Raw genomic sequence first — 16,361 nt, forward strand, 5'->3', positions numbered from 1 at the left:
GCTGCATGAGTCGCATAGTCTTCAACATGCTCACGCTGCTGATCTTCAGCGGCATCGCCATCGCCCTGTTCGCCCAGGCCGTGATCCTGCCCGGGATCGCCGCCGACGAGGTCAGGCACTTTCCTCCGTACGAGCCCTACCGTGTCCCGCTCCTGGCCGCCGGGATCGCCTTCATCGCCTGCGCGCAGGTGTCGCTCGCGGCCCTCTGGATGCTCGTGTTCCGCGCCCAGGCGGGCACCTTCTTCCGGCCGGGCACGCAGCGGTGGGTGGTCACGATCGGCGCGGCGGTCGGCGTCGCGACACTGCTCACCGCCGGCTTCTTCCTGTACGTGACGTTCGTGGGGATCCGGATGCCCGACGACATGGGGGACCTGGGGCTGTGGATGGCGAGCGGCCTGGGATGTTTCGTCGGTGTCGCACTGCTCGGCGTCGTGTTCGTGACCCATCGGCTCGTCCAGCGGGCGACGGACGCACAGACCGAGCTGGACGGCGTGCTCTGATGGCGATCGTCGTCGAGATCGATGTGCTCCTGGCGAAGCGGAAGATGTCGGTCGGCGACTTCGCCGACGCGATCGGCCTGAGTCCGGCCAACGTGTCGGTGCTGAAGAACGGCCGCGCGAAGGCGGTCCGGTTCTCGACGCTGAACGCGATCTGCGAGGTGCTCGACTGCCAGCCCGGAGACGTGCTGCGGTGGGTCTCCGACGACGACGACGGCGTCAGATCCGGGGCGGTCGGTCTTCCGCGCAGCGCCGACTGATCGGTGTTTTGATACGGGTTCACTCGCCCGGGGCATCCTGGGTGGAATCGTGGAAGGTGGGCTGATGGCGAACGTTCTGGTGACGGGGGCGTCCCGAGGGATCGGGCGTGCGATCGCGGTGGCTCTTGCCGGCCGTGGCGATCGGGTCGCTGTCCACTACGGCTCCGATCGCGCGTCCGCCGAGCAGACGCTCGGGCTGCTGGCCGGCACGGGTCACACGGTCGTGGGTGGAGACCTGAGCCGGCCCGAGGGTGCCGAGACCGTCGTCAGGGCGGCGGCACAGGCGCTCGGAGGGATCGACGTCCTCGTCAACAACGCGGCGCTCGCGCCCAGCGCGCGTCACCATCATCCGATCGCGACAGTGAGCTACGAGGACTGGCAGCGAAGCTGGCGGGAGATGATCGACGTCGACCTCATCGCGGCGGCGAACGTGACCTACCTCGTGGCGCGCCGGCTCATCGCCAGGGGCTCCGCGGGGGTCATCGTGAACATCGGCTCCCGTGGCGCCTTCCGTGGCGAGCCGGAGTTCCCCGCGTACGGGGCGGCGAAGGCCGCGCTGCACGCTTTCGGGCAGTCGATGGCGGTCGCCCTCGCGCCGCACGACATCGCGGTGGCGTCGGTCGCCCCGGGATTCGTCAGCTCCGAACGCCAGGCCGAGAAGCTGGCGGGCCCCACGGGTGACTCCGTGCGCTCGGAGAGCCCGTTCGGGCGGGTGGGGACGCCGGAGGAGGTCGCGCACGCGGTGCTGTACCTGACCTCGCCGGGGGCCGCCTGGGCTTCGGGGGCGATCCTCGACCTCAACGGCGCCTCCCACCTGCGCACCTGAGGATCCGCCGCGCACCCCGCCGCGCACCGGGCTCGTGCTGTTGCGGATGGTCAGCGAGGTGGCCAGCTCGACGTGGCGTGACGTCGGCGGCTTGCCGGTCGACATCGCGATGATGGCTTGGGCTGCCATACGCCCCATGCCATCGAGGTCCTGGTGGACGGTGGTCAACGGCGGTGTCGTCCAGGACGCTCCAGCGCCGACAGGAGGTCGTGCGCGTGCCTGGTGCCTGTGGCGACGTCGAACTCATCAGTGCGGACCAGCTCGGGGACGACCTCGATGCCTGCGGCGTCCAGCGCCGCGGTGAAGCCGTAGAAGCGGTCGCGTGCGGCCGCGGAGAGCTCGGGTCCGCCGATCCGGCCGATGCGTCGGTGGCCGAGCCGCCCGAAATAGTTTCGTGCTCCCATCCGGGCGATACCTGACTTCTCACAGCAAAATCCGACCCTTGCGGGGCCCGTCGGCCTCCTATAGTCTCAACGCGCTACGCATAGTTGCGAAACTATTTCGGCAGTGCAGCCGAGTGGTGTAGCCGTAACGTTTCGCCCGACTCAAGGAGGAGTTCGATGAAGTCACGGTTGAAGGGCATGAGGAGCCGGGGACGCGTCGGCGTCTCGGTCGTGGTCGCGGGGGCGCTCACCCTCGGTCTCGCTGCATGTTCACGAGACGGTGGTGGAACCTCGGGCCTCGACGGCGACACCCTCGAGATGTACACGTGGATCGGCGGCGAGGCCGACAAGCAGCAGTGGAGCGACTACATCGCCGGAGGGGTGCACGCCGACCCGGAGATGAAGGTGAGCTTCTCCGGGCCGCCGATCGGCGACTACTACACCAAGCTGCCCACCGTGATGAGGAGCAACAACGCGCCCTGCCTGGTCACGTTCCAGAACGGCCGGGTGAACCAGTACGTCGAGGGGCTGGAGCCGCTGGACGACCTGGCGAAGGAGAACAACCTCGACCTGTCGGCGTACAGCCCGGCGATGCTCGAGCAGCTCAGCGTGGACGGCAAGCTCTACTCCCTCCCGTTCAACGCCGGGCCCACCGTGATCCTCTACAACAAGAAGATGTTCAAGGACGCCGGTGTGGCCGAACCGACCAACGACTGGACGATCGACGACTTCATCGCGGCAGCGAAGGCGACCACGAAGGACGGCGTGTACGGCTTCGCGATCCCCCAGGCGTCGAACCCCATCGCCACCCTCATGGCGGCCGACGGCCGCCCCTGGGCGGACGAGAACGGTCCGCTGCTCGACGACCCGAACTTTCGCGACGCGCTGCAGCTGCTCGTCGACCTGTCCAACAAGTACAAGGTCGCGAAGCCGCTCGAGGCGGCAGCGGGCGGGACCTTCCCCGACATCGACGCATTCAACACAGGCCAGGCGGCCATGGAGATGCAGGGGCTGTGGGACCTGCAGCACGCGCAGGAGTCTCTCGGCAAGGACAACGTCGGCATCGCCGTCATTCCGAGCAAGAGCGGCGCCTCCAAGGGGTTCATCGGCGGGTCGGGCTTCGCCATCACGAAGACCTGCGGCGACAAGCAGAAGGCCTTCGAGGCCATCGAGGCGATGACGAGCAAGAGCGGACTCGAGTTCGTCACCACGTCACAGGCCTCCGTGCCGGCGCGGCTCGACGCGCTGGACGCCTGGTCCACCAATGCCGGATCGCCGGAGTTCGCCTCGGTCATCGAGCAGATGACCGGTGACGCGACGCCCTCGCCCGTGCCGTCCAACCAGGCCGAGCTCGACACGCTCCTGACGCAGTACGAGGTGGACGCCTTCTCCGGCAAGAGCACGGTCGACGAAGTGCTGCAGCAGGTGAAGGCCGGCCTCGCGCAATGACGTTGGCGCGTATGGACCGTGCGGAGGGAGAGGCCGCCGACGGGTCCGTCGGCCGGCTCCGCCGCCGGTCCCTCCAGGGTCCCCGATGGGTGGGGTGGGCCTTCGTCCTGCCCGGCCTCATCGGGCTCGCAGTGTTCATCGTCCTGCCGCAGGTCGCCTCGCTGGTCCTCGGATTCGCCGACTCGACCCTGCTGGGAGGCACCCAGTTCACGGGCACGCAGAACTACGCCCGGCTGCTGCGCGACCCGCAGTTCCTCAACAGCGTCATGGTGACGGCGGTCTTCGTGCTCGTGTACGTCCCGGCGAACATCGCGATCTCGATGGCGATGGCGATGTGGCTGAAGACCCGCATCGCAGGCCGCAACTGGCTCCGTGTGATCTTCCTGATCCCGGCGTTGTCACCCTTGGTGGCAAACGCCGCGGTCTTCCGGTTGCTCTTCCAGCAGGATGGCGTCGTCAACCAGGCCTTGGCGGCGATCGGGCTGGCGCCGATCCCCTGGCTCAGCGACGGCAGCTGGGCGCTGGCCGTCGTGATAGGCGTGTCGGTCTGGCAGTCGTTCGGCTACAACATGATCGTGCTCGGCGCGGGCCTCGACTCGATCAGTCCCGACGTCATCGCGGCATCACGGATCGACGGCGCCGGCCGGTTCCGTCGCCTGGTCTCGATCACGCTGCCCCTGGTCAGCCCTGCCCTGTTCTTCACCACGGTGCTGACCGTGATCGGCGCCTGGCAGACCTTCGCCCAGGCCTACGTCATCACGGGCGGGGGCCCGGGCAACAGCACCATGACGATCATGCTGTACCTCTATCAGACCGCCTTCACGAACAACCAGCTCGGCTATGCGTCGGCCATCGCCACCGTGCTGTTCGTGATCATCGCAATCTTCACGCTGTTCCAGCTGTGGGGACAGAGGAGGTGGGTCCACTATGACTGAGCCGATGACTGAGCCGATGACCGAGCCGATGACTGAGCCGATGACTGAGCAAGGTCTGCGGAAGTCGGGACCGAACTGGCGCCGCCGGGCGCGCACCGTCGGGTTCGTCGCCAACACGACGGTCGCGTGGCTGTTCGCGCTCGTGTTCTCGTTCCCGCTGATCTGGACCTTCTTCACGGCGCTGAAGCCGGGGAACGAGGTGTTCGGCGCCCGGATCAGCTTCATCGGTTCGAAGGTCCTCTGGTCCAACTTCTCGGATGCGTGGACCGAGGTCGACTTCGGACGCCTGCTCCTGAACAGCCTGGTCGTCGCCGCGATCTCGACCGTGCTCACCCTGGTCGTCGCGACCCTGACCGCGTTCGCGTTCGCGAGGCTGCGATTCCCCGGCCGGAGCGCGATCTTCTTGCTGTTCGTCATCACGTTGACGCTGCCGAGCGAGGTCGCCGTCGTGCCGCTGTTCCTCGGTTTCGATCAGGCCAGGCTCGTGGACACCTGGTTCGCGCTCATCATCCCTGGCCTCTTCGGGGCTTTCGGGGCGTTTCTGCTCCGGCAGTTCATGCTCCAGATCCCGGGGGAGCTGGAGGAGGCCGCCCGGCTCGACGGAGCCTCTACGTGGCGCATCCTGATCAGCGTCGTTGTTCCACTGGTGCGACCGGCCCTGTCGGTGCTGGCGATCTTCGCCTTCCTGGGGAGCTGGAACAGCTTCCTGTGGCCGCTGATCATCCTCAACAGCTCCGACAAATGGACGATCCCCATCGGGATCGCCGGGTTCACGACCCAGACCGGAACGCAATGGGAGCTGCTGATGGCGGCATGCGTGATGACGATCGCTCCCGTGGTGATCGTGGTCGCCCTCGCCCAGAGGCAGCTGGTGGCCGCGATCGGCGCGGGCGCCTTCGGCGGCCGTTGAGCCGCGACGGACGGAGACCTGTGAACCTCGAACCGCTTGATACGACGGCCCTGCCGGCGCCGGTGGACGTGTCGGACAACCGCGCCGCGCTCGCGCTGGTCGATGCTGTCATCGAAGCCGGGCCGTACGACGCGACCTGGGAGTCGCTGTCCCGCTATCGCGCTCCGCAGTGGTACCGCGACGCCAAGTTCGGCATCTTCCTGCACTGGGGAGCCTTCTCGGTGCCGGCGTTCGGCAACGAGTGGTACCCCCGGACGATGTACCGGCGCGGCACGCCCGCGTTCGAGCACCACGTGGCGACGAACGGACCGCACGACCAGTTCGGCTACAAGGACTTCCTTCCGCACTTCCGCATGGAGCGCTTCGACCCGCAGGAATGGGTCGCGCTGTTCAAGCGCGCGGGCGCGCAGTTCGTGGTGCCGGTCGCGGAGCATCACGACGGCTACGCGATGTACGACACCGCGCGCTCGCGCTGGAAGGTGACCCAGGTGGGCCCGGAGCGGGACGTGACGGGAGACCTCCTGGCGGCGGTCGACCAGGCCTGGCTGATCGCCGGCGCGTCGACCCACCGGGCGGAGCACTGGTTCTTCATGAACGGGGGAGCGGAGTTCGACTCCGACGTCCGCGATCCCGCCTACGCCGACCTGTACGGCCCCGCGCTGCGCAAGGAGATGAACCCCACGGAGCGGTTCCTGGAGGACTGGTTGCTGCGCACGGTCGAGATCATCGACTCCTACCGGCCGCAGATCCTCTACTTCGACACCGGGATCGAGGAGCCGTCGTTCGAGCCCTACATCCGCAGACTCGCCGCGTACTACTACAACCGGGCGGCGCAGTGGGGGCGCGAAGTCGTCATCAACTACAAGTGGGACTCGTTCCGACCCGGTTCCGCGGTGCTGGACATCGAGCGCGGCACGATGGGCGGCATCCGGCCCGACGTCTGGCAGAACGACACGTCGGTGTCGCGGACGTCGTGGAGCTGGGTGCAGGGGCACGACTACAAGGACGCCTCCGAGCTCGTCCAGGAGCTCGTCGATGTGGTCGCGAAGAACGGGAACCTGCTGCTGAACGTCGGTCCACGCCCCGACGGGACCATCCCAGAGGAGGAGGCAGCGTTGCTGGAGGCGGTCGGCGACTGGTTGGCCGTGCACGGTGAAGCGATCTACGGTTCCAGCCCGTGGGTCGTGTTCGGCGAGGGGCCAACGGCTCCCGCCGCCGGATCGTTCACCGACGGCGCGGCGGCCGCGTACACCGCGGAGGACATCCGCTTCACGAGGATGACCGAGGTCGGCCACGACTATGTCTACGGGATCGGGCTCGTCCGTCCGGAGGACGGCCGCATGCGGATCCGCAGCTTCGGCTCGGACAGCAGGATCGTCGACCGTCCGATCATCGATGTGCGGGTCCTGGGCTCCCGGGAGCAGCCGGACTGGACCCGCACGGGCGAGCACCTGGAGGTCGTGCTGCCCGACTCCGAGACGTCAGGTCCCGGCGGCGCCGTCGTGCGGATCGAGCTGGCGCAGGAGGCTGCCGAGGCGCGTATCGACTTCTTCCACGGCCTGAACATCTAGCGGCGATCCGAGCCTTCGGGATGGACGGACCAGTTCCACGGGCCTGCGCAGGACGCTCGGCTGGGAAACCCCAGCCGAGCGACCTGCTCGGCACCCCGATCGCCGCGGAGTCAGGCGGTCAGCGCCCCAGCCAGCCACCGTCGACAGCGAGCACCTGCCCGTGCACGTACCCGGCGGCGGCCGAGGCGAGGAACACCACGACGTTCCCGATGTCCGCCGGTGTGCCCCACCGTCCGGCGGGGATCCGGGCCGAGAGCTGCTCGAGCCGCACCGGGTCCGCGAGCAGGGCCGTGTTCATCTCGGTGGTCATGTAGCCCGGTGCCACCGCGTTGACGCGCACCCCTTGTCCGGCCCACTCGTTGGCCAGGGCCTTGGTCAGCTGCGCCACCGCACCCTTCGACGCGGCGTAGGCGGGGACGTTCAGGCCACCCTGGAAGCTGAGCAGCGAGGCGAGGTTGATGATCGCGCCGTCCCCGCGCTCCAGCATCGGGCGCCCGAACCGCTGCGCGAGCTGGAACACCGCGCGCACGTTGACGTCGAGCACCCGGTCGAACGCGTCGAGCGGGAACTCGGCTGCGGGAAACCGGTCCTGCACACCGGCGTTGTTGACCAGCACGTCGACCCGGTGGCGGGCCAGCACGTCATCGGCCGCCTCGTCGACGGCCTCGCGGTCGGCCAGGTCGACGGGCACCAGCTCGATCGTGCGTCCCAGGGCGTCGGCCGTCTCCGTCAGATCCTGCGGCAGGTCGCGGCGGGCCAGCACGACGACATCCGCTCCTGCCTCCAGCAGCGCGGCGGTGATGCCGGCACCGAGGCCGCGTCCGCCGCCTGTCACGACGGCGGTCCTGCCGGCCAGCGAGAACGGCGCCGCGCCGCTCACCGGGCACCGCCCGAACGCACCAGCACCTTGAGGTTGTCCTGTCCTGCCGCCGCGGACTCGAACGCCGCGGCCACGTCCTCCAGCGCGAACTCCGCGACGGGGAGCCGCTCGAGGCCGAGCTCTCCGGACGCGACCAGGCGCACCGCCTGTGCGACGTCCTCGTGGGTGTACACGCGCACCCCCACGAGTGTCTGCTCCTTGAAGCAGATCGCCTGGAGGTCGACGGGGGCGGGCTGCTTGTGCACGCCCACGATCACGATGCTGCCCAGCACGCGGGACACTCCGGGCAGCTGAGCGGCCACCGCAGGGTGCCCCGCGGTGTCGAACGTGACGTCGGCGCCCTCGCCGGCAGTCAGGGAGGCGAGGTGGGCGGCGGCGTCCACGCCGTCCGGCACCACGTCAAGGCCGAGCCCGGCGATCACCTCCCGCCGCCAGGTGCGCGGCTCGCCGACGACCACGCGGCCGGCGCCGGCGTGCGCCGCGACGAGCGCGGTCAGCACCCCGATCGGGCCGCCGCCGAGCACCGCCACGGTGTCGCCCGCCCGCAGGCCCGAGCGGGCGACGGCGTGCACCGCCACGGCCAGCGGCTCGACCAGCGCGGCCAGCCGCGCCGGCACACCCGCAGGGACGACGTGCAGCGCCGAGGCCGGCAGCGCCACGTACCCGGCCAGGGAGCCGGGCGCGTCGATGCCGTACAGCTCGAGGTTGCGGCACACGTGCATGCTGCCCGAGCGGCACGCCAAGCAGTGCCCGCAGGAGATGAGGGGCTCGGCCACCACGCGGTCACCCACGGCGAGCCCCGTGGTCCCGCCGTCGGCGACCACGCCGACGATCTCGTGCCCCGGCACGATCCCTGCCTGCGCGCGCGGGTGGGTGCCGTGCAGGATCGACAGGTCGGTGCCGCAGATGCCCGTGTACTCGACCTCGACCAGCACCCACCCTGCGGGCACCTCCGGTACGGGGACCTGCTCGACCGTGATCGTGTCCGGTCCCTGCCACACCGCTGCCTGCATCGACGTCGTCATCGGGCCTCCTCCGTCACCACGTTCCGGGGCACCCGCCCGGCGATCGCCTCCACCGCGTTCTCGACGGTGCGGCGCTTGAGCTCGGTGTAGGACTCCTCCGTGTACCAGGCCAGGTGGGGCGTGAGCGTCACGTTCTCGAGGCGGGTCAGCGGATGCCCCACCGGTACGGGCTCCTCCTCGTGGACGTCGATCCCGGCCGCCCGCAGGCGGCCATCGCCCAGCGCGGCGACGAGGGCGTCGGTGTCGACGACGCCGCCGCGGCTGGTGTTGACCAGGACCGCCGTGGGCTTCATCAGAGCCAGCTCCCGGCGCCCGACCAGGTGGTGGGTCGCCGCCGTCAACGGCGTGTGCAGGGACACGACGTCGGCCCGGCGCAGCACCTCGTCGAGGGGGGCCACGGGCACACCGTGCAGCTCGCCGTCGGCGTCGGGCGCGAGCACGTCGAACCCGAGCACCTCATATCCCAGCCCGCGTGCCTTGAGTGCCGTCGCGTGCCCGATGCGGCCCACGCCGACGACGCCGAACACCGATCCGCGGACCTGGCCCACCGGCCGCACCGCCTGAAGGTCGAACCGCCCCGCCCGGACCCCGCGGTCCAGCCGGGCGACTCCCCGGGATGCCGTCAGTGCCAGCGTGATCGCGTGGTCGGAGACGGCCTCCGTGCCGTAGTCGGGCACGTTGCACACCGTGACGCCCCGCGCGGCGGCCGCGGCGACATCGACCGAGTCGACTCCCACCCCGTACCGGGAGACCACCTGGAGCCCCGGCAGGGCGTCCAGCACCGCGGCGCTGATCTCGGCGTACTGCACCACCAGGCCGGCGGCACCGGCGGCCGCGGCGACGAGCTCCTCCGTCGTGCGCGCCTGCGCCAGCCGCAGCTCCACCCCGGCCTGCCGTGCGACGGCGATCTCCGCGTCGAAGGTGTCGTGGTCGCACTCGGTGATCAGCACCACCGGCGCGCCCGGCGCCCCCGGCACGAGCACCTCCACGCCTGCCGGCCTCTGCGGCGGTGCGCTCGTGCGCGACACGGAACCGGCTCGAGGCATGGGGTGGTCCGCGTTCTCGACGCGGGGATGTTCAGTTCTGGGCACTGGTGCCTCCTGGGCGGTCGGGTGGCGCAGCGGTGCGCTACATCCGAAGGGTAACGGGACTTGGAGGAAACGTCACATGTATGATCTACTTCAACGAGGCGCCGCCAGTGCGGTGCTGAGTGTTTCTCCGAGGAAGAAGGAACAGAGCCATGACTACACCGCACACTCGCGCGCGGTCGACAAGGATCCCCACGAGGTCGGTCGCGCTGGCCGCGGTGCTCGGCGCATCGATGCTCGCCCTGGCTGCCTGCACACCGGGTGCTTCGACTGCCGAAGAGCCGGACTCGAAGTACGGGTTCCCGATCGTCGAGCAGAAGGCCGATGCCCCCATCACCGTCTGGGTCGACGCCTCACGGCAGCCGGCAGCGGACGCCTTCAAGAAGGCCTATCCCGAGATCCCGATCACGGTGGAGACGTACGACGGCGGGGCTGACGGCTCGGGCTCGTTCCAGACCAAGGTCCAGGCCTTCAACCAGGCCGGGAGCGGTTGGCCCGACGTCGTGTTCTCGACGCAGAACAACGACGCGGCCTGGGCCAGCCAGGGGGACGATCCCTTTGCCGCACCGCTCAACAAGGGCTACTTCGAGCAGTCGTTCCTGGACGGGTTCACCGAGGGAGCCCTCGCGCCGCTCACCGTGGACGACACCGTCTACGGCCTGCGCAACGACCTCGCACCGACCGTGACGTGGTACGACCAGAGCCTCATGGACGAGTTCGGCTACACGGTGCCCACGACCTGGGAGGAGTACCAGGAGCTGGGTGAGAAGGTCGCGGCCGAGCACCCCGGGTACATCATCGGTGGTGTGGGTGACGCGTTCGCCGAGGAGATCTACTTCTGGGGTGCCAAGGCTCCGGTGAACACCGTGGTGGACGCCAACACCCTCAGCTCCGACACGTCCGACCCGTACGCGCAGGACATGGCGGCCATCATCGACGACCTGCTCGATGCGGGCGTCCTGGCGCAGGAGAACGTCTTCAGCCCGGAGTTCGTGCAGAAGTACACCGGCAAGGTCCTGATGCTTCCCGGACCCGTCTGGTACTCGGGCGCGCTCTTCAGCAACCCGGACTCCCTCAACGCCAAGCCCGGCACGATCGCCGCGGGGCTGCCTCTCGCGTGGGAGGGTGAGGACGCGGTCGCCGGCAACGTCGGCGGTGGGACGTGGTTCATCTCGCAGCACTCCGCGAACCTGGAGGCCGCCAAGAAGTTCCTCGAGTTCGTCACGAGTGACGAGCGCTACCAGGTGGACCTGGCGTCCGGGCTGCCGGCGTACCAGGCTGCGGGCGACAAGTGGCTCGCCAAGCAGGCCGAGGCCGGCTTCTTCGCCGGCGACTTCGCGGAGAACGTCTCGACCGCGTCGACCCAGGTCTGGGACGGCTGGGGTTACCCGCGGTTCAGCCAGGAGGCGGTCTGGGCCAAGACGGTCACGCCGAAGCTGGCGGCCGGTGAGAGCCTCGTCGACCTCCTGCCGGAGTGGGAGAAAGCCATCGAGAACGAGGCCCAGGTGAACGGGTACACGGTCAAGTGACCACGTCATCAGCCCAGCGCTCGCTGACCGACGCTGCCGCCGGCTCCCCTCGCGGGGGCCGGCGACGGCGCCCGACGAGCAAGCGGAGGACCGTGACCGGACGGTGGTCGCGGGTCAGCTACGTCTTCGTCTTCGGCTACACCCTGCTCGCGCTCGCGTTCGGAGTGCTGCCCACGCTGTACGCCGTGTTCATCGCGTTCCTGGACGGTGACGGGCGGTTCGCCGGGATCGCGAACTTCACGCGGGTGGTGGGCGACTTCAGGTTCTGGCCCGCAGTCCTTCACGTGGGCGCTTTCCTGCTGGTCTGGCTGGTCGCCCTGCTGGTGCTCGTCACGCTCCTGGCGCTGCTGGTCCACGGCATCGGGCGGCGCTGGCTGAGCTCGAGCATCCGGTTCGTCTACTACATCCCGGGGGCGCTGGCCGGAGCGTCGTCGGTGGTGCTGTGGTTGTTCGTGCTCAACCCCTCCGTGAGCCCGGTGGCGGCCGTGCTGCGTGCCTTCGGGTTCGAGACGTTCGTCCAGACGGTCTCGCCGGCCAACCTGCCGGTCATTTTCGCAGTCATCGCGTTCTGGACAGGGGCCGGTGGCTGGATCGTCGTCATGTACGGCGCGCTCAACAGCATCCCGAACGAGGTGCTGGAGGCCGCACGCATGGACGGGGCGGGTGTGGTGCGCACCGCACTGCACATCCAGCTCCCGATGCTGCGCAAGTGGATCTCCTACATGGCCGTCATGTCCCTGGCGGGTGGTGCGCAGCTGTTCGTGGAGCCACGGGTGCTCTCCCAGGCCAGCCACGCGGTGGTGCCTTCGGACTGGTCGCTGAACCAGCTCGCCTACCTGTACGCGTTCAAGCAGCAAGATCTCAACGGCTCGTCAGCCATCGCCGTCATCCTGCTGGTGGTGTCGCTCGGCCTGAGCACGTTCTTCGTCATCCGAGGAGGCCTCTTTGAGCGCGATTAGCACGAGCACGCGACCCCGCCACGATCTCAGTCCGAGGGACTGGCTCGGACGCGCGTTCGCCGTCGTCGTCACGGTCTTCTTCCTCCTCTTCTTCGTCGTGCCCATGGTGTGGCTGCTCATCGCGTCCGGGAAGTCGCCGCACGACCTGATCACGACAGGGCCGTTCGTGCCGGGAACCCTCGGGGACCTCGCCGCCAACTGGAACGCGTTGGTCCACTTCCAGGACGGCATCATCCTGCGCTGGCTCGGGAACTCCGCGTACTACTCGCTGGCCGCCCTCGCGATCACCCTGGTGACCACGATCCCGGCCGGCTACGCCCTCGCCCTCGGCGACTTCCGTGGACGGAAGGTGCTCCTGACGACGACCCTGGTCGTGATGCTGATCCCGAACACCGCACTGGTGCTCCCGGTCTTCCTCGAGCTCTCCGCCGTCAACCTGATCGGGACTCCGCTCGCGGCGATCCTGCCGTTCTCGTTCTATCCGTTCGGGGTGTACCTGACGTACATCTACTTCTCCACGAGCGTCCCGCGCGACCTGCTCGACGCCGCGCGGATCGACGGCTGCGGGGAGGTTGCCGTGTTCCGCAGGATCGCGATGCCGCTCGCGCTTCCGGTGATCGCGCTGGTGGGGTTCTTCAGCTTCGTGGCCAACTGGAACAACTTCTTCCTGCCGTTCCTGACCGTGCCCGGACCGGCGGCACCCATCCAGGTAGGCCTCACCGAGATGCTCAGCAACGTGCCGGCCTTCAACCCGACGTCGGTCGGGGTGACCACGATCGAGCTGCCGACGCTAGCGGTGGCGACCCTGGTCTCGGTCACCCCGGTGCTGCTGATCTTCCTGTTCTCCCAGCGGTTCCTCGTCGCGGGCCTGACGGCCGGCGGGACAAAGGAGTAGGCGTTGGCACCTCGCACGAGACAGACCCTGGACGCCCACCTGCACGTGTGGGAGCGCGCGAAGCATCCGCAGCCCTGGATCGACCCCGAGACGATGGCGGGCATCGACAAGGACTTCCCCCCGGCGTCGGCGGTGGACGAGCTGGGCCGCAACGGTGTCGGTGGCTGCATAGTGGTCCAGGCAGTCAACGAGATCGAGGAGACGGCCGACCTGCTGGCCGACACCCGTGAGCTGGACGCCGTGGCCGGCGTGGTCGGCTGGGTCGACCTCACCGGTGACGTGCCCGCGCAGGTCGCCACGCTGCGGGCGGGGCCAGGGGGCGACAAGCTCGTCGGGATCCGGCACGTCACGTTCGAGGAGGACGACGAGCGTTGGCTCTCACGCGACGACGTCGGGCGCGGGCTGGAGGCGCTGGCTCCGCTCGGGCTCACGTTCGACATCCTCGTGGGACACCGTCAGCTGGCGCAGGCCGCCGACGTCGTGCGCGACCATCCGCGGACGACGTTCGTCCTGGACCACCTGGGGAAGGTGCCGCTGCGGAGCACGGAGCTCGTCGACTGGGCCCGGGACCTCGCCCTGCTCGCGGAGCGTCCGAACGTCGTCGCCAAGGTGTCGGGGCTGGTGACGGAGGACGAGCCCGGCCGATGGACCGCCGCACGACTGCGCCCGGTCATCGACCACGCGCTGCGCACGTTCGGTCCCGGCCGCCTGCTGTTCGGCTCGGACTGGCCGCTCGCGGAGCTCGAAGGGGGCTACGGGGCGTGGCTGCAGGCCTACCTGGACCTCACCGACCACCTCTCGGCGACCGACCAGGCGGCCATCGACGGGCAGAACACCGCCCGGATCTACGGGCTCTCGCGATGACGCCCCTGCCATCGCGCCCCGTCGGGGCCACGGGGCTGCGGCTGACCGAGCTCGGGTTCGGTGCCGCGACGCTCGGCAACCTCGGCCGCGCCATGACGGACGAGGACGCGACGGCGACGGTCGACCGCGCGTGGGAGCGCGGCATCCGGTACTTCGACACGGCGCCGCACTATGGTCTCGGGCTGTCGGAACGCCGGCTGGGAGCCGCGCTGAAGGGCCGTCCCCGTGCGGAGTTCGTCGTCTCGACGAAGGTGGGGCGGCGACTCGAGCCGAACCCCAGCCCGACCCCCCTGGACGACGACGGCTTCCTCGTCCCCGGCGACGTGCACCGTGTGTGGGACTTCAGCCGCGACGGCGTGCGGCGGTCGATCGACGCCTCGCTGGAACGTCTCGGGCTGGACCACATCGACATCGCCTACGCCCACGACCCGGACCAGCACGCGCCGGAGTCGGGCCGCCAGGCCCTCGAGGCCCTCGCCGATCTGCGTGCGGAGGGAGTCGTGCGCGCCGTCGGCGTGGGGACCAACGCTCCGCACAAGGTGCCGGGGCTGTTCACACCCGGCCTCGCCGACGTCGTGATGGTGGCGGGGCGGTACACGCTCCTCGAGCAGAGCGGGCTGCGGTCGGCGCTCGAGCCTGCTCTGGCCGGGGGCGTCGCCGTGGTCGTCGCCGCCGTGTTCAACTCGGGTCTGCTCAGCAGGCCCTGGCCCCCCGACGAGGCCAGGTACGAGTACGGGCCGGCGCCGGCGGACATGCTCGCACGCGCGCGCCGGCTCGCCGAGGTGTGCGAACGGCACGGGACGACGTTGCCCGCCGCCGCCGTCGAGCTGCCGCTGCTGCACCCCGCGGTCGCGGCGGTCGCGCTCGGTGCGCGCGACGCCGCACAGCTCGACGCGAACCTCGACAGGCACGACGAGGGTGTGCCGGCCGAGCTCTGGTCGGAGCTGGTGGAGTCGGGCCTGCTGGACCCCGGAGCCGTAGTACGTCGCTGATGAGGCGCTGACGAAGACGCTGGCGGGGATGACGAAGGCCCCCGGAGGCCGGGTGGTGCGAGACGCACCATCCGGCCTCCGGGGGCTCGCCTGTCGGGCTCACCTGCCGTGCTTACTTGCCGGGTTCAGCGGCCCTCGGACGACAGGCGGCCCGAGGCTTCCTCCGCGACGAGCCGCAGACCGGCGCGGGCCGGGCGGACGTGCGGCCCGGCCGCCCGGGACCATCCCGCACGGCCGTGCGCCTTGGTGATGGCATGCTCGTCGACCGAGAGGCCGTTGCCCGGCTCGTCGCCGAGGACGACGCCGCCGTCGGCCACCTCGTGGTCGGTGTGCAGGCCCACGGGGTCGGTCAGGCTCTGCACCTCGAGCGCCAGATGGTTGGGGACGGCAGCGGCCGCGTGCCACACCGGGCTGGCGAGCGAGCCGACCGGGCTGACGGGCAGGTCGTGCGCGTGGGCCACGACCGCGACGCGGAGGAAGTGCGTCACGCCCCACATGCTGCCCACCTGCACGATGTCGACCGCGCCGGCGTCCAGCAGGGGCCGCAGCTGCTCGAGGCCCGTCAGGTTCTCCCCGGTCGCGACGGCCGCGCGGACCGAGCGCGTCAGCATCGCCATCCCTTCGGCGTCCCAGCGGCGCAGCGGCTCCTCGACCCACGTGAGGTCGAACTCGCGCTCCAGCTCGCTGATGTGACGGACGGCCTGCTTGCGGCTCCACGACTCGTTCGCGTCGAGCATGAGCGCCGGTCGCGGCGTGTTCTGCCGGAAGAGGTCCCGGACCAGACGGAGCCGCGCGGCGTCCCGGTCGAGGTCGAGGCCGCCCTTGATCTTGACGCTGGTGAAGCCCCGGTCGACCCAGCCCTGGAGCAGCCCTCCGAGGTCCTCGTCCGGCACGGCGACCTCGAGGGCTGAGGCGTAGGCGGGGACGAAGCGGTCGGCGGCACCGAGCGTGCGCCAGAGCGGCTCCTCGGCCATCTTGGCCTTCAGGTCCCACAGCGCCATGTCGAACGCCCCGACGCCGCCGAAGGTGGCGCCCGCGTGCCCGCTCTTGAAGACGTGCGCCAGCATGCGGTCGTGGAGGGTGGAGGTCGCCCGCGGGTCCTGGCCCTCGAGTGCGGGGAAGAGGCGGTCCAGGTCCGCGTGCGAGCCCACGCCGACACCCTCCAGCCCGCCGTCGGTCTCGATCACGACCAGGGGAACCTCGGTGATCCCGTCATCGATGAAACCGTTGACGTCCCCCACCGGGCGCCCCCAGTCCTGCACAGTCGTGAGCGTGCGGAAGCCAGTGATCTTCATAGT

General features: G+C 69.8%; 17 protein-coding genes and 1 pseudogene. 12 read left to right on the plus strand and 6 right to left on the minus strand.

Annotation, left to right across the window (positions count from 1 at the left end):
- The first annotated feature begins 5 nt into the window (after positions 1-5).
- The 3 genes from AB0I32_RS18220 to AB0I32_RS18230 all read left to right on the plus strand — a co-directional run bounded on the left by AB0I32_RS18220 (position 6) and on the right by AB0I32_RS18230 (position 1,583).
- Positions 6-500, plus strand: coding sequence for a DUF2975 domain-containing protein (locus tag AB0I32_RS18220; protein ID WP_357508481.1), 495 nt, complete (start codon positions 6-8; stop codon positions 498-500).
- A complete protein-coding gene (locus tag AB0I32_RS18225; RefSeq protein ID WP_357508483.1) occupies positions 500-757 on the plus strand; it encodes a helix-turn-helix transcriptional regulator in 258 nt (85 codons plus the stop codon). The genes AB0I32_RS18220 and AB0I32_RS18225 overlap by 1 nt, the downstream gene beginning before the upstream one ends.
- Positions 758-821: 64 nt before the next feature.
- Positions 822-1,583 carry an SDR family oxidoreductase gene (locus AB0I32_RS18230; RefSeq protein WP_357508485.1) on the plus strand — a complete coding sequence of 254 codons (762 nt, stop codon included), beginning with the start codon at positions 822-824 and terminating at the stop codon, positions 1,581-1,583.
- A 93-nt stretch (positions 1,584-1,676) separates the two neighbouring features.
- On the opposite strand, the pseudogene AB0I32_RS18235 reads toward AB0I32_RS18230, so the two are convergent.
- Together AB0I32_RS18235 and AB0I32_RS18240 are read right to left on the minus strand one after the other, a co-directional pair.
- Positions 1,677-1,721, minus strand: a pseudogene (locus AB0I32_RS18235) (hypothetical protein); the annotation flags it as partial.
- 26 nt (positions 1,722-1,747) lie between these two features.
- A complete protein-coding gene (locus AB0I32_RS18240; protein ID WP_357508487.1) occupies positions 1,748-1,987 on the minus strand; it encodes a substrate-binding domain-containing protein in 240 nt (79 codons plus the stop codon).
- Positions 1,988-2,143: 156 nt separating this feature from the next.
- Here AB0I32_RS18240 and AB0I32_RS18245 point away from each other — a divergent pair, with 156 nt between their 5' ends.
- Genes AB0I32_RS18245 through AB0I32_RS18260 form a run of 4 tightly spaced genes read left to right on the plus strand, consistent with a single transcriptional unit; the run spans position 2,144 to position 6,831 of the window.
- Positions 2,144-3,415, plus strand: a complete 1,272-nt coding sequence (locus tag AB0I32_RS18245) for a sugar ABC transporter substrate-binding protein (protein ID WP_357508489.1) — start codon at positions 2,144-2,146, stop codon at positions 3,413-3,415.
- 11 nt (positions 3,416-3,426) lie between these two features.
- Positions 3,427-4,350: a sugar ABC transporter permease gene (locus AB0I32_RS18250; protein WP_357508491.1), complete on the plus strand. Its 924-nt coding sequence runs from the start codon at positions 3,427-3,429 to the stop codon at positions 4,348-4,350.
- A gap of 40 nt (positions 4,351-4,390) precedes the next feature.
- Entirely contained in the window at positions 4,391-5,260 is an 870-nt protein-coding gene (locus AB0I32_RS18255; protein ID WP_357508493.1) for a carbohydrate ABC transporter permease, read from the plus strand.
- A 20-nt stretch (positions 5,261-5,280) separates the two neighbouring features.
- On the plus strand, positions 5,281-6,831 hold the full coding sequence (locus AB0I32_RS18260) for an alpha-L-fucosidase (protein WP_357508495.1): 1,551 nt from the start codon (positions 5,281-5,283) through the stop codon (positions 6,829-6,831).
- Positions 6,832-6,949: 118 nt separating this feature from the next.
- On the opposite strand, the gene AB0I32_RS18265 is transcribed toward AB0I32_RS18260, so the two are convergent.
- From AB0I32_RS18265 to AB0I32_RS18275, 3 genes are read right to left on the minus strand one after another with little or no spacing between them, the layout of a single operon-like run.
- Complete coding sequence (locus tag AB0I32_RS18265) at positions 6,950-7,711, minus strand: glucose 1-dehydrogenase (protein WP_357508497.1); 762 nt, start codon at positions 7,709-7,711, stop codon at positions 6,950-6,952.
- Positions 7,708-8,736 (minus strand): alcohol dehydrogenase catalytic domain-containing protein, encoded by a 1,029-nt coding sequence (locus AB0I32_RS18270; RefSeq protein WP_357508499.1) that lies wholly within the window; start codon positions 8,734-8,736, stop codon positions 7,708-7,710. Before AB0I32_RS18270 ends, AB0I32_RS18265 begins: the two co-directional genes overlap by 4 nt.
- Positions 8,733-9,782, minus strand: coding sequence for a C-terminal binding protein (locus tag AB0I32_RS18275; RefSeq protein WP_357508501.1), 1,050 nt, complete (start codon positions 9,780-9,782; stop codon positions 8,733-8,735). The genes AB0I32_RS18270 and AB0I32_RS18275 overlap by 4 nt, the downstream gene beginning before the upstream one ends.
- Positions 9,783-9,976: 194 nt before the next feature.
- On the opposite strand from AB0I32_RS18275, the gene AB0I32_RS18280 reads away from it, so the two are divergent.
- From AB0I32_RS18280 to AB0I32_RS18300, 5 genes are all read left to right on the plus strand, one after another.
- The gene (locus tag AB0I32_RS18280) at positions 9,977-11,353 is read left to right on the plus strand and encodes an ABC transporter substrate-binding protein (RefSeq protein WP_357508503.1); all 1,377 of its coding nucleotides are present in this window, start codon (positions 9,977-9,979) and stop codon (positions 11,351-11,353) included.
- A gap of 92 nt (positions 11,354-11,445) precedes the next feature.
- The gene (locus AB0I32_RS18285) at positions 11,446-12,312 is read left to right on the plus strand and encodes a sugar ABC transporter permease (protein ID WP_357508505.1); all 867 of its coding nucleotides are present in this window, start codon (positions 11,446-11,448) and stop codon (positions 12,310-12,312) included.
- Entirely contained in the window at positions 12,299-13,207 is a 909-nt protein-coding gene (locus tag AB0I32_RS18290) for a carbohydrate ABC transporter permease (protein ID WP_357508507.1), read from the plus strand. Before AB0I32_RS18285 ends, AB0I32_RS18290 begins: the two co-directional genes overlap by 14 nt.
- A gap of 3 nt (positions 13,208-13,210) precedes the next feature.
- Entirely contained in the window at positions 13,211-14,071 is an 861-nt protein-coding gene (locus tag AB0I32_RS18295; protein WP_357508509.1) for an amidohydrolase family protein, read from the plus strand.
- Positions 14,068-15,063 (plus strand): aldo/keto reductase, encoded by a 996-nt coding sequence (locus AB0I32_RS18300; protein WP_357508511.1) that lies wholly within the window; start codon positions 14,068-14,070, stop codon positions 15,061-15,063. Before AB0I32_RS18295 ends, AB0I32_RS18300 begins: the two co-directional genes overlap by 4 nt.
- Before the next feature lie 125 nt (positions 15,064-15,188).
- Here AB0I32_RS18300 and AB0I32_RS18305 read toward each other — a convergent pair whose 3' ends face one another.
- Positions 15,189-16,358, minus strand: coding sequence for a mandelate racemase/muconate lactonizing enzyme family protein (locus AB0I32_RS18305; RefSeq protein WP_357508513.1), 1,170 nt, complete (start codon positions 16,356-16,358; stop codon positions 15,189-15,191).
- Positions 16,359-16,361: the final 3 nt, after the last annotated feature.

The sequence above is a fragment of the Promicromonospora sp. NPDC050249 genome (genome assembly GCF_040656015.1).
Classification (GTDB): domain Bacteria; phylum Actinomycetota; class Actinomycetes; order Actinomycetales; family Cellulomonadaceae; genus Promicromonospora.

What these genes read in the sequence shown, in the direction of transcription:
- AB0I32_RS18220 (WP_357508481.1), top strand. Translation starts at nt 6, where the DNA reads ATGAGTCGCATAGTCTTCAACATGCTCACGCTGCTGATCTTCAGCGGC.
- AB0I32_RS18225 (WP_357508483.1), top strand. Translation starts at nt 500, where the DNA reads ATGGCGATCGTCGTCGAGATCGATGTGCTCCTGGCGAAGCGGAAGATG.
- AB0I32_RS18230 (WP_357508485.1), top strand. Translation starts at nt 822, where the DNA reads ATGGCGAACGTTCTGGTGACGGGGGCGTCCCGAGGGATCGGGCGTGCG.
- AB0I32_RS18240 (WP_357508487.1), bottom strand. Translation starts at nt 1,987, where the DNA reads ATGGGAGCACGAAACTATTTCGGGCGGCTCGGCCACCGACGCATCGGC.
- AB0I32_RS18245 (WP_357508489.1), top strand. Translation starts at nt 2,144, where the DNA reads ATGAAGTCACGGTTGAAGGGCATGAGGAGCCGGGGACGCGTCGGCGTC.
- AB0I32_RS18250 (WP_357508491.1), top strand. Translation starts at nt 3,427, where the DNA reads ATGGACCGTGCGGAGGGAGAGGCCGCCGACGGGTCCGTCGGCCGGCTC.
- AB0I32_RS18255 (WP_357508493.1), top strand. Translation starts at nt 4,391, where the DNA reads ATGACTGAGCAAGGTCTGCGGAAGTCGGGACCGAACTGGCGCCGCCGG.
- AB0I32_RS18270 (WP_357508499.1), bottom strand. Translation starts at nt 8,736, where the DNA reads ATGACGACGTCGATGCAGGCAGCGGTGTGGCAGGGACCGGACACGATC.
- AB0I32_RS18275 (WP_357508501.1), bottom strand. Translation starts at nt 9,782, where the DNA reads ATGCCTCGAGCCGGTTCCGTGTCGCGCACGAGCGCACCGCCGCAGAGG.
- AB0I32_RS18280 (WP_357508503.1), top strand. Translation starts at nt 9,977, where the DNA reads ATGACTACACCGCACACTCGCGCGCGGTCGACAAGGATCCCCACGAGG.
- AB0I32_RS18300 (WP_357508511.1), top strand. Translation starts at nt 14,068, where the DNA reads ATGACGCCCCTGCCATCGCGCCCCGTCGGGGCCACGGGGCTGCGGCTG.
- AB0I32_RS18305 (WP_357508513.1), bottom strand. Translation starts at nt 16,358, where the DNA reads ATGAAGATCACTGGCTTCCGCACGCTCACGACTGTGCAGGACTGGGGG.